Source organism: Mangrovibacter plantisponsor, from assembly GCF_003182475.1.
Lineage (GTDB): Bacteria > Pseudomonadota > Gammaproteobacteria > Enterobacterales > Enterobacteriaceae > Mangrovibacter > Mangrovibacter plantisponsor.
The window spans coordinates 328356-343756 of record NZ_QGTS01000003.1; the positions used below are offsets into that span (position 1 = coordinate 328356).

General features: G+C 52.5%; 15 protein-coding genes. 7 read left to right on the plus strand and 8 right to left on the minus strand.

Going from position 1 to position 15401, the window contains the following annotated elements; translation table 11 throughout:
- Window positions 1-29: 29 nt before the first annotated feature.
- Together DES37_RS06380 and DES37_RS06385 are read right to left on the minus strand one after the other, a co-directional pair.
- Entirely contained in the window at window positions 30-1622 is a 1593-nt protein-coding gene (locus tag DES37_RS06380; RefSeq protein ID WP_110025247.1) for a methyl-accepting chemotaxis protein, read from the minus strand.
- A 284-nt stretch (window positions 1623-1906) separates the two neighbouring features.
- Entirely contained in the window at window positions 1907-3295 is a 1389-nt protein-coding gene (locus DES37_RS06385) for an aldehyde dehydrogenase family protein (protein ID WP_110025248.1), read from the minus strand.
- 99 nt (window positions 3296-3394) lie between these two features.
- On the opposite strand from DES37_RS06385, the gene ptrR reads away from it, so the two are divergent.
- From ptrR to DES37_RS06400, 3 genes are all read left to right on the plus strand, one after another.
- Window positions 3395-4252 carry a putrescine utilization regulator PtrR gene (gene ptrR, locus DES37_RS06390; RefSeq protein ID WP_110025249.1) on the plus strand — a complete coding sequence of 286 codons (858 nt, stop codon included), beginning with the start codon at window positions 3395-3397 and terminating at the stop codon, window positions 4250-4252.
- Window positions 4253-4327: 75 nt separating this feature from the next.
- A complete protein-coding gene (locus DES37_RS06395) occupies window positions 4328-5275 on the plus strand; it encodes an L-lactate dehydrogenase (RefSeq protein ID WP_036113332.1) in 948 nt (315 codons plus the stop codon).
- A gap of 168 nt (window positions 5276-5443) precedes the next feature.
- Entirely contained in the window at window positions 5444-6640 is a 1197-nt protein-coding gene (locus DES37_RS06400) for a sugar transporter (RefSeq protein ID WP_110025250.1), read from the plus strand.
- A gap of 69 nt (window positions 6641-6709) precedes the next feature.
- Here DES37_RS06400 and DES37_RS06405 read toward each other — a convergent pair whose 3' ends face one another.
- Window positions 6710-7384: a MarC family NAAT transporter gene (locus DES37_RS06405; protein WP_110025251.1), complete on the minus strand. Its 675-nt coding sequence runs from the start codon at window positions 7382-7384 to the stop codon at window positions 6710-6712.
- 233 nt (window positions 7385-7617) lie between these two features.
- Between DES37_RS06405 and marR the strand changes: the two genes are divergently transcribed.
- The 3 genes from marR to marB all read left to right on the plus strand — a co-directional run bounded on the left by marR (window position 7618) and on the right by marB (window position 8799).
- Window positions 7618-8052 carry a multiple antibiotic resistance transcriptional regulator MarR gene (gene marR, locus DES37_RS06410; protein WP_036113672.1) on the plus strand — a complete coding sequence of 145 codons (435 nt, stop codon included), beginning with the start codon at window positions 7618-7620 and terminating at the stop codon, window positions 8050-8052.
- Window positions 8053-8069: 17 nt separating this feature from the next.
- A complete protein-coding gene (gene marA, locus DES37_RS06415; RefSeq protein ID WP_110025252.1) occupies window positions 8070-8471 on the plus strand; it encodes an MDR efflux pump AcrAB transcriptional activator MarA in 402 nt (133 codons plus the stop codon).
- Between the two features lie 106 nt (window positions 8472-8577).
- On the plus strand, window positions 8578-8799 hold the full coding sequence (marB, locus tag DES37_RS06420) for a multiple antibiotic resistance regulatory protein MarB (protein WP_110025253.1): 222 nt from the start codon (window positions 8578-8580) through the stop codon (window positions 8797-8799).
- Between the two features lie 62 nt (window positions 8800-8861).
- Here marB and eamA read toward each other — a convergent pair whose 3' ends face one another.
- A complete protein-coding gene (gene eamA / locus DES37_RS06425; protein ID WP_110025254.1) occupies window positions 8862-9773 on the minus strand; it encodes an O-acetylserine/cysteine exporter in 912 nt (303 codons plus the stop codon).
- 197 nt (window positions 9774-9970) lie between these two features.
- Between eamA and DES37_RS06430 the strand changes: the two genes are divergently transcribed.
- Window positions 9971-11206, plus strand: a complete 1236-nt coding sequence (locus DES37_RS06430; RefSeq protein WP_110025255.1) for an MFS transporter — start codon at window positions 9971-9973, stop codon at window positions 11204-11206.
- A 12-nt stretch (window positions 11207-11218) separates the two neighbouring features.
- Here the strand turns inward: DES37_RS06430 and urtE are convergent, their stop codons facing one another.
- From urtE to urtB, 4 genes are read right to left on the minus strand one after another with little or no spacing between them, the layout of a single operon-like run.
- Window positions 11219-11917, minus strand: coding sequence for an urea ABC transporter ATP-binding subunit UrtE (urtE, locus tag DES37_RS06435; protein WP_036113351.1), 699 nt, complete (start codon window positions 11915-11917; stop codon window positions 11219-11221).
- 9 nt (window positions 11918-11926) lie between these two features.
- A complete protein-coding gene (urtD, locus tag DES37_RS06440; protein ID WP_036113356.1) occupies window positions 11927-12724 on the minus strand; it encodes an urea ABC transporter ATP-binding protein UrtD in 798 nt (265 codons plus the stop codon).
- Window positions 12724-13797 (minus strand): urea ABC transporter permease subunit UrtC, encoded by a 1074-nt coding sequence (gene urtC, locus DES37_RS06445; protein ID WP_110025256.1) that lies wholly within the window; start codon window positions 13795-13797, stop codon window positions 12724-12726. The genes urtD and urtC overlap by 1 nt, the downstream gene beginning before the upstream one ends.
- Window positions 13797-15362 carry an urea ABC transporter permease subunit UrtB gene (urtB, locus tag DES37_RS06450; RefSeq protein WP_245930017.1) on the minus strand — a complete coding sequence of 522 codons (1566 nt, stop codon included), beginning with the start codon at window positions 15360-15362 and terminating at the stop codon, window positions 13797-13799. The genes urtC and urtB overlap by 1 nt, the downstream gene beginning before the upstream one ends.
- Between the last annotated feature and the right edge of the window lie 39 nt (window positions 15363-15401).

A 15401-nucleotide genomic window follows, 5' to 3' on the forward strand; every position in this document is an offset into this window, starting at 1 on the left:
AATAAAAGTGGCGGGCAGTATACACCGGGTCAGGCTAAACGAAAACGCGCTACCGCCGTGGTCAGTTGCTGCTGGCCTTCATGAAGGCGCCTTACACCCACCTGGCTTTGTTGCACCAGGCTCGCTGTGCGGTTAGCCACTTCGTCCAGTGCGGTTATCTGGCCTGTGACCATCTGGATGTTCTCTCCCTGGTGCAATGACGCGGCGGCAATATCATTAAGCAGGCTGGTCATCGCCGTAACCAGTTGTGTCACTGACGCAAGGTTTTGCTCAAGGCGGGCCACAGCGCCAGCACCTTGAGAGATACCTTCCAGAGAGTGGTTGATCAATTGCTGGATGGTTTGTGTCGAGTGCGTACTCTTACGTGCCAGGATACCCACCTCTTTTGCCACCACAGCAAACCCGCGCCCATGGTTACCAGCATGGGCGGCTTCAATAGCCGCGTTAAGCGCCAGAATATTTGTCTGGAAGGCAACAGTTTCAATCATTGAGACAATGCCGCGCATTTCGTCAGACCGCCCTTCAATTGCCTGCATAGAGCTGTTAACAGCCTGCATCATTTCGTCACCGCCACGGGCGATATCACGGGCTTCGTCGGCACGCTGGTTAGCAATACCCGCGAAACGGGTATTTTCATCCACACTGCCTGATAACTGGCGCATGCCATCGGTCACTTTGGTCAGCATGTGGCTTTGCTCAGTCGCCTGGAGGGATAACACCTGGTTTTCATCATTCATAGCGGCAATTTGCCCGGCCATGTTGTGCGTTGCGCTATGTACATCATTGACCACTTGCCGCAGCCCCTGTTGCATCGCCATCAGCCGTTGCCAGAGCTCACTGACTTCCCGGTTAAAACGTACCGGGGTGGCTGGCAGCACAGATAAATCGCCATCAGCCAGCCGGTCAAGGTGTTGGAGCAAACGCCGTAATGGGCGAATAACCCAAAACAACAACCCGCTACCAGTAAAAATCGCCACGACCAGCACCACAGCCAGGGCACTGAGTGAGCGCGTCTGCATTTGGTTCAGCCCCGCCAGTAACTGCCTGTCGCCTTGTTGGCGTTGCCGGTCGCTACCGGCTTTGTATTGCGCAAAATCCTGGTTAAATTGCGCCTGAAATGCCTGCACCGGCACGGCAAAGAAACTGTCTATTGATTGTGTTTCCCGCAGGCTGTCTACCTGCTCTTTCAGCCCGCCATAAAATTGCTGATAACTCTGGATAAGCGCCTTATTTTGCTGCGTGCCAAGTGCCTGTTGCTGGAAAGATTTGAAGGCTTGCTGGCTGGCGTTTAATGCCGAAGCCGCATCATCGGCCAGGCTGTTCCAGCTACCCACTGAGCCGGTTTCTTTATCCTGCATAAACCAGACACCAGCGCGGTTAACCAGGTCACTGGCTGTTAACAGCCCAATACGGGCTTCATCCATCTGGCGCTGGGCATTTTGATCAATCGCCTGTTGGGTAACCTGAGCACGCACCTGGCCCAACAGTAAGCTCAGCCCGGTGGTGGATATCACCTGAACCAGCAAAAACAGCCCAATGACACAAACCAGGCCGCTGAGCAAACCCATACCCCGGAAATGAAATCGCTGTGGCAGTAATGCCTTTATTAATTTTATCTTCATGATTTAGCTTAAGAAAAAGAGAATATAAAGCGAAATATGCAGTGAGTGTATCGGGGGAAGATGACGTTTTCGTGACAACCTGTCGCAAGCCAGATAGCACACGCAAAATTAGTCTGCAGGCTAGCCAGGCATATAAAAAGTAATTTAAAATCAATGAATAAACAAAAATAACACAGCTAATATACGGGTAAAACGCAGGAGATTAACCGAAGCAGTTTTTGCCGGAAGCAAAATGCTGACTCCCGGCGTTTTAATTAAGTTGTAATAAACACAATCAGCTAGCGTTAGTGGCGATTTTTCCAGACAGTCTGGATATTACAGAACTCATAAAGCCCAAAATGTGAAAGTTCACGGCCAAAACCACTACGTTTTACGCCACCAAAAGGAACCCGTGGATCACTGGCGCTGTAACCATTAATGAATACCCCGCCGCACTCCAGTTTTTCGGCCATTTGCAAAGCCTGCTGTTCATCACCATAGATTGTTGCTGACAGGCCATACTGGCTCAGGTTTGCCAGCTCCAGCGCATGCTCCGCGTCACGGGCAATGGTTACTGCCGCCACCGGGCCGAACATTTCTTCCTGGAAGGCCGTCATTTCCGGTGTCACACCAGTGAGTATTGTTGGGGCATAATAATTCCCCTCACCAGGCAGTTTCTCGCCCCCCAGAACACAGGTTGCGCCCTGGTTTAGGGTGTTTTCTACCTGGCGATGCAGTTCATCACGCAGGTCAAAACGCGCCATCGGGCCAATATCGGTTTGCTCGTCTTCTGGGTTGCCCACTACCAGGTTACGGGTGGCAGCCACAAATTTTTCAATAAAGGCCTCAGCAATACCGGCCTCAACGATAAACCGTTTCGCGGCGGCACAAACTTGCCCGGTATTTTGAAAACGCCCGGCCACACCCGCGCTTACCGCGTCATCCAGGTTAGCGCTGTTTAATACTATAAAGGGATCAGAGCCACCGAGTTCAAGCACACATTTTTTCAGTGCCTTGCCTGCCTGAGCACCAATGGCCTCACCAGCACGCGCACTCCCCGTTAAGGCCACAGCAGCTACCCGCTGGTCGGCAATCAGTGTACTGACACCGTCATTACTGGCATTAATTTCTGCGAAAGCTCCCACCGGGAAATCCGCATCAATAAATGCCTGAGCCAGTAACCCGGCGCAGGCAGGAACGTTGGGAGCATGTTTCAGCAAATAGGTATTTCCGGCAAGCAGCATCGGCACCGCTCCGCGTAAAACCTGCCACAGCGGGAAGTTCCATGGCATCACTGCCAGAATAACCCCCAGTGGGCGAAAAGCGATTTCAGCCTGTTGGCCGGGTACCTGAGTTGGCTGGTTCGCCAGCATCACCGGGCCATGTTCTGCATACCAGTGGCACAGGTTAATACATTTAGCCACTTCCGCTCTGGCCTGGCGAATTGGTTTACCCATTTCACACGTAATTGCCTGAGCCAGTGCCTGAGCCTGGCTTTCCAGTACACTGGCCAGGCGAATAATTGCAGCTGCACGCTGTGCCAGTGGCGTGTTGCCCCATACTTTGCTGGCACCGAATGCCTGGGCAATTGCCTGCTCTATCAGCGCCTGGCTTGCATAAGGCCGTGATGAAAGCACTTCGCCAGTTGCCGGGTTGATGGCACAGGTTTGGCTATCGGAATTTATTGCGGTCATAAGATGCTCCTTAGTTTGCTACCCGGCCACAATAGTCTTGCCTGGTGATTATGAAAACTGAATAATTATAAAGAAACCATTCACGTTTAGAGAAAGGCTATGGATTTTACCCAACTCAGTATGTTTGTCAGTGTGGTCGAAACGGGCAGTATCAGTGAAGCCGCCCGCCAGGTGCACCGGGTACCGTCTAACCTGACCACCCGTATACGCCAGTTAGAAGAAGAACTGGGCGTGAATTTATTTATTCGTGAGAACCAACGTTTGCGCGTTTCCCCTGCCGGGCAAAACTTTTACCAGTACAGTAAACGCTTGCTCGCGCTGGCGAATGAAGCGCGCTTTTCCGTAACGGGGGATGTGCCATCAGGTCTGTTACCGCTGGGATCGCTGGAGAGTACCGCGGCCATTCGCATTCCGGAACTTCTGGCACGTTTTAACCAACGTTATCCCTCTATACAACTGACGCTCACCACAGGCCCTTCCGGCGATATGATTGAGTCAGTGCTCAATGGCAAGTTAGCGGCGGCATTCACCGACGTCCCGTTTAAAAACCCGGCCCTTGAGTACCGTCCATTGTGTAATGAAGAGATGGTGATTATTGCCCCCGGGAGCCATCCCCCAGTTCACCGGGCCCGCGAGGTGGACGGTGCCAGTTTGTATGCATTCAAGGCCAACTGTTCATACCGCCATCATTTCGAATCCTGGTTTCAGGCTGATAACGCCCGTCCGGGGCATATCTACGAAATGGAATCATGGCATGGGATCCTGGCCTGCGTGATTGCCGGTGCAGGCCTGGCTATGATCCCCAGAGCAATGCTGGCCATTATGCCGGGTGCGCATCAGGTGAATATCTGGCCGGTGGGTGAAGCCTGGCGCTGGCGCGAAACAGCGCTAATCTGGCGTAAAGACAGCCTGACTCCGCAATTGCGCGCATTGCTTAACCTGCAGGGCCCTTCATGATAAGCAAAAATAATTTTTAGCCACACAAGGCGCGGTGTAACGTAGCGCTGAATGTTTAAATTCTGCGGAACTCACATGAATACCAAACCCCGTAAGGTAATGATTATTGGCGCAGGTAATGTTGGCACTGCCGCTGCCTGGGCGTTGCTCAACCAGAATATTTGTGAAGAACTGGTTCTGGTTGACCTGAATAAAACCCGGGCTGAAGCCCATTGCCAGGATTTGTCCGACGCCGCCGCGTATATGCCCGGTATGATGACCATTACCCAACGCGATGCCAGCGATTGCGCTGATGTGGATATCGCCGTCATCACCGTTTCCGGTGGGCCGCTCAAGCCCGGGCAAACCCGGCTTGATGAACTGACCAATACTGCCCGTATTATGAAGCAGTTAGTTCCCGAAATGATGTCCAATGGTTTTAACGGCATTTTCCTGATTGCCACAAACCCCTGCGATATTATTACCTGGCAGGTGTGGCAGTTATCCGGGTTACCCCGCCAGCAAGTCATTGGCACAGGTGTGTGGCTCGATACCACCAGGTTACGCCGCACTCTGGCTCAGGCACTGGATATTGGCCCGCAGAGTATTGATGCTTTCATCCTGGGTGAACATGGCGACGCACAGTTTCCTGTCTGGTCGCACTCTTCTGTGTACGGTTCGCCGGTGGGCGATGTGTGGAAACGCCGTACTGGCACGGAGCTGGACACAAACGCCATTGCCGAAAAAGTGCGTAAACTGGGGTTTGAAATTTATGCGGGTAAAGGCTGTACCGAATTTGGTATTGCCGGCACCATTACTGAGATCTGCCGGAATATTTTTACCGGGAGCCACCGGGCTCTGGCGATTTCCTGTGTACTGGATGGGGAATACGGAAAAACTGGCATCGCCATTGGTGTTCCGGCCGTACTGGCACAAAGTGGCGTGCAACAAATTATTGAGCTGCAACTGGCTGAAGAGGAACAGGCTAAGTTTGACGCAGCCGCCCATATTATTCAGGCAAACATAGCCCGCCTGCCGCAGTAGTTGCCCAGGCTGCCGGGGGAATAACAACCCCGGCAGTTCGATTGTGTGAGAACTCACTTGTACTGAAATGTAAAAAAGAGATGTGGCTCACAATTCTTCTTGTGTGCCTGCGTTGTTGGTTTTATCATCGCCCCATCGTTGATTGGCCCACCTGCGCAGACTCAAACAATGAACACATCCATGACTGTTTCCCGCCGTGTTGCATGGCTACGGGTGCTGACCCTCGCTATTGCCGCGTTTATCTTTAATACCACTGAATTTGTCCCTGTTGGGCTGTTATCGGATATTGCCGAAAGCTTCAATATGAGCACTGCTCAGGTGGGGATAATGCTGACAATTTATGCCTGGGTGGTCGGGCTGATGTCGTTGCCCTTTATGCTGTTAACCAGCCAGATGGAGCGCAAAAAGTTACTGATTGGTATCTTCTTGCTGTTTATTGCCAGCCACGCGCTTTCTTTCCTGGCATGGAACTTTACCGTGCTGGTGATTAGCCGTATTGGTGTCGCCTTTGCTCATGCCATTTTCTGGTCCATAACGGCGTCCCTGGCGATTCGTCTGGCACCTGCGGGGAAACGGGCTCAGGCATTAAGCTTTCTGGCAACCGGCACCGCATTAGCCATGGTACTGGGGTTGCCGCTCGGCCGCGTCATTGGCCAGTACTTCAGCTGGCGAACCACTTTTTTTGCCATTGGCGTTGGCGCGTTAGTTACACTGGTGTGCCTGATGAAACTGTTACCACGTATGCCCAGTGAGCATTCAGGCTCATTAAAAAGCCTGCCCGTTTTGTTCCGCCGCCCGGCGCTGGTCAGCATTTATGTTCTTACTGTGGTTGTGGTTACCGCACATTACACGGCCTATAGCTATATTGAGCCTTTTGTACAAACAGTTGCAGGCTTCAGCGCCAATTTCGCCACTGTGTTGTTGTTGATTCTTGGTGGTGCCGGGATCATCGGCAGTATCATTTTCAGCAAACTTGGCAATCTGCATGCATCAGGCCTGGTCAGTACCGCCATCGGGGTTTTGGTGTGCTGCCTGGCCTTGCTGATGCCTGCATCCGTTTCATCAAATGCGCTTATCATCCTGAGCCTGTTCTGGGGCATCGCCTTTATGATTATCGGCCTGGGTATGCAGGTTAAAGTTCTGGCGCTGGCACCTGATGCCACCGATGTGGCAATGTCCTTGTTCTCCGGGATCTTCAATATTGGTATTGGTGCTGGTGCACTGCTTGGCAACCAGATAAGCCTGCATTTGTCTATGTCGGCTATTGGCTACCTGGGTGCGCTACCAGCCATTGCCGCGCTGGTGTGGTCGGTAGTTATTTTCCGCCGCTGGCCGCAAAGCCTGGAGCACCAGCCGAGCCATTAATGCCCTGGTAGCTTAACGCTGAAAGTAAAAACGCCCTGCTTGACAGGGCGTTTTATTTGGAGCGGGTAATCAAACGTGCCCCGGATAATGCTGAATGATATCCAGAACGCCATTAATCACGAACTGAACGCCCATACATACCAACAGAAAGCCCATAACACGGGAAATCGCATCGATTCCCCCTTTACCCACAATACGCATCACCGCACCCGAGCCCCGCAGGCAGCCCCACAGAATCAGGCTCACACACAAAAACGTTACTGGCGGCCCCACCACCAGCACCCAATGGGGAAACTCCGTGGTGTGGTGCACAGTAGATGCCGTACTGATTATCATGGCGATTGTCCCGGGCCCGGCAGTAGAAGGCATGGCAAGCGGCACAAACGCAATATTTGCCCCGGAGTCTCTTGCCAGCTCCTCCGATTTGGATTTGGCCTCGGGAATTTCGTGAGGCTTTTCTTTCGGAAACAGCATACGAAAGCCAATAAACGCCACAATCAACCCACCCGCAATACGTAACCCGGGAATCGAAATACCAAACGTATTCATCACCACCTGCCCGGCATACCAGGCCACCATCATAATGATAAATACGTTAATTGAGGCCTGGCGTGACTGGCGATGGCGCTCCCCGGTATTCATATTCCCGCTCAGCCCAAGGAACAGTGCTACCGTGGTGAGAGGGTTTGCCAAAGGCAATAACACGACCAGCCCAATACCGACTGCTTTAACGAGTTCGAGCATTCTGTGTTCCTTTATCCATCTGATGCCTTGCGATTAATCTAATGAAATCAGAGATAAATGCTAGCTCACATACGCTGCTAATAACAGCATTCGCCCATGATTGTTACTCATGTATATTTTTATCAGACTAAGCGTTTTAGCACTTTGTGTGATCCAGATCGCCATATGATTGACTTATCCTTGCCTGGGCAATAGTATCTCGCGTGATTAATCTATTTGCCTGGGCAATGAATGTGAAAACGACATGCGATCTGTTCAATGAAATCATCCCGCTGGGCCGTCTGATCCACCTGGTGAATCAAAAGAAAGACCGTCTGTTAACAGAGTATCTCTCCCCGCAGGATGTGACTGCACCGCAATTTAAAGTGCTGTGCTCCATCTTCTGTGAAGTGGCCATTACACCGGGAGATTTAAGTAAATCACTCTCGGTCGATATGGGTGCCCTTACCCGCATGCTGGATCGCCTGGCATGTAAAGGTTGGGTATCACGTCGCCCGAACCCTGACGACAAACGGTGTGTCATCGTCGAGCTCACGGAAGAAGGCCGTGAGTTGTGCCAGTACTGCCACCGTTTAGTGGGGCACGACCTGCATGAAGAATTAACAAGAAACCTGACGGCAGAAGAAATTGCACAACTTGAATGTTTGCTGAAAAAAATTCTGCTCTAAACAGATGAGGTGAAGCTATGTCCAGACGAAATAATGATGCGATTACCGTACACAGCATTTTAGACTGGATTGAGGATAACCTGGAATCCCCGCTGTCACTGGAGAAAGTTTCCCAGCGCTCCGGCTATTCAAAATGGCACCTACAACGGATGTTCAAGAAAGAGACAGGACACTCACTGGGCCAGTATATCCGCAATCGTAAATTGACGGAAATCGCGCAGAAACTGAAAGAAAGCGATGAGCCAATTCTTTATCTTGCTGAACGCTATGGTTTCGAGTCTCAACAAACATTGACGCGAACCTTTAAGAATTATTTTTCTATTCCGCCGCACAAATACCGTGTTGCGAATAATGCCCCAACCCAGGGAAAGTTTTTGTTCCCGCTCAACCATGACGGGCACTACTACTGCATGAACTAATTGCAGGCAAGGCAACACCGTAAAGTCAATGACCGCAAACCGGCCACAGGCGTTATGCCTGCTGGTCGCTTTTTTAATACCACCTGTAAAGGTGTAAGAAGGACAAATGAAACATTTAGCACAAGGTGCCGCGCTACTTCTGGTTTTAGTGGCGGGCAGTGTTATGGCAGAACAACCCAGTGAATTTATTCCCCGGCAAACAGGGCATGGCGCAATGCTGATCCCTTCGGCCAGCGATACCAGCCTTAACGGCGCAAAACGCGATGTGGCTCAAGAGCGCAACGAAAACCTGGGTGTGGCGTTTTACCATAACAAAACGAACCGCTAAGCGTTTAACTCCCGATGACCACCAAATGGCCATCGGCAACTAACCCTTACCTGCAGCCCTGATTACAGCGATGAGGAACGCGCCCGGCGAAACCCCTGCGGCAACCGTAAGCCAAACACATTAATATACAGCCCCAGCATAATCAGTACTGCGCCCGCAAGCTGCAACAGGCTCAGGTGTTCTCCCAGGAGCAACGCCGCACTGGCCATGCCAAAAACCGGAACCAGTAATGACAACGGGGCGATACGCCAGGTTTCATAACGCCCGAGCAGGCTGCCCCAAATACCATAGCCCACAATGGTGGCAAGGAAGGCCAGGTACGCCAGCGACAGTATCGTCGTCAAATCAATATGCAGCAGGCTCAACTTAATAGCCTGTGGGCCGTCAAACACCAGGCTACCCAGCAAAAATGGAACCACCGGGATTAGTGCGCTCCACACGACGAGGGACATGATGGCAGGCGGTTGTGACAGCTGCATGATTTTTTTATTAAAAATATTCCCGCATCCCCAACTGAATGCCGCGGCCAGCGTCAGCATAAAACCACTCAGCGCAATATTCTCCCCTGTCAGGCTGCCTTCAATAAGCACCAGTATGCCCAGCACCGCAAGCGTAATACCTGCCAGTTGTTTCACACTTAACCGCTCGTTGAAAAAGATGGCACCCAGCAAAATGGTAAAGAATGCCTGCGCCTGAAGAACCAGCGAGGCGAGGCCTGCCGGCATGCCAAACTTAATGGCGGTGAATAAAAACGCAAACTGCCCGAAGCTTATGGTCAGGCCATACCCGGCCAGCAGGCGAAAAGGGACGTTGGGCCGCCGGACAAAGAGCAGCGCCGGAAACGCAACAAACAGGAAGCGTAACCCGGCAAGTAGCAGGGGTGGCATATCATGCAACCCAACTTTGATAACCACAAAATTCAACCCCCAGACAACCACCACCATCAACGCCAGTAATCCATCTTTTTTTGTCATACCCTGTTAACCTTCGTTCCTGTTTTTATCATTGTGTTACTGATACACCAGGTTAATAGAAATTTAACAAAATGGCGATAGCCAGATTTTTGCCCGCACAAAAAGTACATACAGACACCTTATGGTGCTGTACAGCATTCGGATGGCATGTTATTGCTGTGTAACTAAAAATTTCTTTACACTGCGTATTGCTCCCCATGATACATAAGAAAAAACGTTTACCTGATGGGCCGGTGCTCATCCTGCTCCTGGCTTCGCTATGCATCACCTTAGGCCGTGGTATGACATTGCCTTTTATGACCATTTACCTGAACCGCCAGTATGCGATGAGTGTGGATAAGGTGGGGCTGGCAATGACATTTGCCCTGGTCATTGGTGTGGCATTCAGCCTGACATTTGGCATGCTGGCAGACCGGTTCGATAAAAAACGTTATATGTTGATTGCCACCGGGTGCTTTATTACCGGGTTTATTGGCATTCCTCTTAGCCATTCGCCATGGATGACCGTGGCATTTTATGCGGTGATCAACTGCTCATACTCGGTGTTTGCATCGGTTCTCAAAGGTTATTTTTCCGACACACTACCACCGGGGCAGCGGCCGGGTATTTTTTCGCTCAATTACACCTTCATCAATATTGGCTGGACCATTGGCCCGCCGCTCGGCACGATGGTTATGCTGTACAGTGTGCATCTGCCCTTCTGGCTCGCGGCTCTCTGTGCTTCACTGCCATTTGTATTAATTGGCTTGCGAGTACCTGCCCAGCCTCCGGCGTACCGGACCAGCAATGAAATGGCAGGTACAGACGAAAAAACGCCTGGCACCTGGTCCCTCTCGGTTTTACTGCATGATAAAGCACTGGGCTATTTCACACTGTCGGGTTTTCTCAGCTCACTGGTGTGCGGTTCATTTGTCTCGTTTCTGTCCCAGTATGTGCTGGTTGTTGCCGATAATGCGCTGGCAGAAAAAGTGGTCAGTGTGGTGTTGCCCATCAACGCACTGGTGGTGGTCAGTTTCCAGTATTGGGTGGGTAAACAACTGCGCCCGTCGCGCTTAAAAGGATGGATGTTTATTGGCTCGGTTTGTTTCAGCCTTGGCCTGCTGGGCTTTTTATATGCCGGGAATAACCTGGTTGTCTGGGGGGTTGCGGCGGTTATTTTTACCTTTGGCGAACTGATTTACGTACCCGGCGAATATATGCTGATTGACCATATTGCACCGCCAGGCATGAAAGCCAGTTACTTTTCCGCGCAGAATATTGGCAACCTTGGGGCGGCAGCCAACCCACTGGTCACCGGCTATATGCTGACCTGGTTTCCTGCACCCGTGCTGTTTTGTGCCTTTATTGTGGCGATTTGTGCCGCCTGGTGGTTAATGTTGCTCGGGATGGAAGTGCGCAACACACCCCGTGCTGCGCACCCTGCCAGTGAATAATGGCCGCAGAAATCAGATTGCCACCAGCCCGCGTACACCTTCGGCTTCCATTTGCGCCCCTGAACCCTGCTGGATAATGGTACCGCGCGACATCACCAAATACTGGTCAGCAAGCTCTGCGGCAAAATCGTAGAATTGCTCGACCAGTAAGATAGCCATATCCCCGCGGGCAGCAAGGGTGCGAATAACCTGGCCGATTTCTTTAATCACGGAAGGCTGAATACCTTCTGTCGGTTCATCAAGGATCAACAACCCCGGTTTACAGGCCAGCGCGCGCCCAATAGCCAGTTGTTGTTGCTGGCCACCAGACAAATCACCACCACGGCGCTGCTTCATCTCTTTCAGCACAGGGAATAACTGATAAATCTCTTCCGGCACTTGTCCTGCCTTGCCAGCCGGGAAACGGGACAGGCCCATCAGCAGGTTTTCTTCAACAGTAAGGCGCGGGAAAATTTCACGCCCCTGGGGAACATAAGCCACACCCGCGTTGACCCGCTGATACGGCTTACGGTGGGTAATATCCGCCCCATTCCATGTTACCTGCCCCGATTTGGCCGGGATAAGCCCCATCAGGCATTTCAGCAAGGTACTTTTACCCACGCCATTACGCCCCAGCAAGCAGGTGACCTCACCAGGCCGGGCACTGAACGTTACCCCACGTAAAATATGGCTGCCACCGTAGTACTGTTGCAGGTTACTTACATCCAGCATGCTGCCCCCTTAGCGGCCAAGATAAACATCAATCACCTGCTCGTTGGCCTGCACTTCAGCCAGTGAACCTTCGGCAAGTACCTGCCCGTGATGCAATACCGTCACAGAATCCGCGATGGTTTCAACAAAACCCATATCATGTTCAACCACCATTAGAGAGTGCTGGCCTGCAAGGCCACGAAAGAGCTCTGCGGTATATTCAGTTTCCGCATCGGTCATACCTGCCGCAGGTTCATCCAGCAGCAGTAAGTGCGGCTCCTGTACCAGCAACATCCCTATTTCCAGAAACTGTTTTTGCCCATGAGACAGCGCGCCTGCCGCACGATGGCGCTCCTGCGATAAGTGTAATAACGCGAGCACGCTGTCGATGCGGTCACGTTGCTCGCTATTGAGCCGCGCCCTGAGTGTGGCCCACACGCCTTTATGTGTTTTCTGCGCTATTTCCAGGTTTTCAAACACGCTGAGAGCTTCAAATACCGTGGGCTTCTGGAATTTGCGGCCTATACCTTTACGGGCAACCTCCACAGAATTCAGTTTGAGCAAATCGACCGACTGGTCATACACCGCCTGCCCGCTCTGGGGCCGGGTTTTCCCGGTAATCACATCCATTAATGTTGTTTTCCCGGCACCGTTCGGGCCTATCACGCAACGCAGCTCACCAACACCAATACGCATAGACAGATTGGTCAGCGCCTGGAAACCATCAAAACTGACGTTGATATTTTCCAGTTGCAGTACCGGATCTGTTTGTTCGCGAAACTGGTCTGCCGGTAGCTGCCGGGTAAAAAGCGTATCCTGCATCGCCATCATTTATCTCCTTTGCGCAGTAAGCCCACCACACCGCGCGGTAAGAACAGGGTCACCAGAATAAAAAGCAGCCCGAGGCAAATTTGCCAGTATTCTGGCAAAACCACGGTAAAAATACTTTTGGCGCCGTTCACCAGAAACGCGCCAATAACCGGGCCAATGAGTGTTCCCCGCCCACCAAGGGCAACCCAGATAGCCGCTTCAATCGAGTTTGTCGGCGACATTTCGCTGGGGTTAATAATTCCGACTTGTGGCACATACAGCGCCCCGGCCAGGCCGCACAGTACGGCGGAAAGTGTCCAGACTAATAATTTGAAGCCCAAAGGATCATAACCGCAAAACATCAGGCGGTTTTCTGCATCACGCACCGCCGTTAACACCCGCCCGTACTTGCTGCGCGCCAGCCATAACCCTGCACCCAGGCTTGCGAGCAGCAGGATAAGTGAAGCAATAAACAACCCAACCCGGGTGCTGGTGGCGGTAACAGAAAACCCTAACAGCGTGGTGAAACCGGTAAACCCGTTATTGCCGCCAAAGCCGGTTTCATTACGAAAGAACAGTAACATTCCGGCCCAGGTTAACGCCTGAGTGATAATCGAGAAGTACACACCTTTAATGCGCGAGCGAAAGGCAAAGTAGCCAAATACCAGCGCCAGTAAACCAGGCACCAGAATAATCAGCATCAGCGCCCAGAGGAAATGCTCGCTGCCAACCCAGAACCAGGGCAGATGGTCCCAGGACAGGAAAGACATAAAATCAGGCAGGCCCGTACCCGCGGCCTGGCGCATAAGATACATGCCCATGCCATACCCCCCCAGGGCAAAGAAAACCCCATGCCCCAGCGATAGCATCCCGGCATAACCCCACACCAAATCCAGTGCCACCGCCATCACGCTGTAACAGAGGATTTTACCCAGCAGGGTTAACGTCCAGACCGAAATACTTAATGGGTTTTCCGCCGGTAGCAAAGCCAGGAACGGAAGAATAAACAGTGCCAGCACCAAAATGGCACCTGCAACCTGAGCAACCCGCGGCGCTTTCTGGTAAAGCGTTAGTGTAATTGGCTGTGTCATCAGTCAATAACCCTCCCTTTAAGAGCAAACAGTCCCTGCGGCCTTTTTTGAATAAACAAAATAATCAGCCCGAGGATCAATATCTTGCCCAGTACCGCTCCGGTGTGTGGCTCAAGAATTTTGTTGAAGATCCCAAGGCCGAATGCAGCCGCCACACTTCCGGCAAGCTGGCCCACGCCGCCAAGAACCACCACCAGGAAAGAATCAATGATGTACCCCTGGCCCAGTTCAGGGCCAACGTTCCCTAATTGGGAAAGCGCCACGCCACCCAACCCGGCAATACCTGAGCCCAGCCCAAACGCCAGCATATCAACACGCCCTACCGGCACCCCACAGCAGGCAGCCATGGCGCGGTTTTGCGTTACCGCACGCACATTCATACCCAGCCGGGTTTTGTTTAACACAAGCCAGGTAAAGAACAGCACCAGCAACACAAACGCGATAACCACCAGGCGGTTCCATGGCAGGATCAGGTTAGGTAATACCTGAATGCCGCCGGACAACCAGCCCGGGTTTGCCACTTCGACGTTCTGTGCGCCAAACACCATCCGCACAATCTGGATCAGCATCAGGCTGATACCCCAGGTTGCCAGCAACGTTTCCAGCGGCCTGCCATAGAGATGGCGAATAATCGTGCGTTCCAGCACCATGCCAAGGCCACCGGTCACACAGAATGCCACGGGTAATGCCACCACCGGGTACAGGCTTTCCAGCCCCGGCGCGAAACTGTGCAGCAGGTTTTGCACCATCCAGGCGCTGTACGCGCCAAGCATCAACATTTCGCCATGGGCCATATTGATGACACCCAGCAGGCCATAGGTAATTGCCAGACCCAGCGCGGCCAGTAATAAAACCGAGCCTAAGGAAATCCCCATGAACGCCTGGCCGAGAATATCGCCAAGCATCAGGCGGTGGTGAATTTTATCCAGGCTTGCCTGTGCGGCCGCACGAACCCGGGCATCGGGCTCATGAGACGGGTCTGTCATTGGGTGCAGCCGCGCCTGGACATCCGGGTCACTGTCCTGCCCCAGTCTGGTTACTGCTGCCAGCCGTACTGCTGCGTCCGGGCTGGTCAGTTGCAGGTTAGCCAGTGCCAGTTGCAGCGCAGCTTTCACGCTCTGGTCCGTTTCGCTGGTCAGTTGGCGGGTAATCAGCGGGATCAGTGTTCCCTGGTTGTCATCCACCAAATTTTTGGCCCCCTGCAGCCTTTCTGTGACGTTGTCACTTAATAATTGATGCGTTGCCAGCGCACCTGCGACCAAAACCCGCAGCCGGTTGGTTAACCTGACCGGGTGAATATCGCCTTGTGGAGTGGCTGCTGCGCCCAGGGGCAACAGGTTGCTGTTCTGTTTGCTGAATGCATGGTGATTGTCATCTGCCACCAGCACTTCCTGCTTCAGTGCTTTCAGCAGCGGCAACCGGGCTTTATCTGGTGCTGCTGCCCACTGCTGCAACAGGCTGGCCTGCGCTGAACGGTTGGCACTGACAAAGGTGTCGGCGTCTGTTGCCCAGACAACACGCGAAAGCAAACACGCCAGCACCAGTAGCAGGCGTATGATATGCACAGGTTTCATGATTTCCTCCAGGCGAGGGTTCCTCCCGTT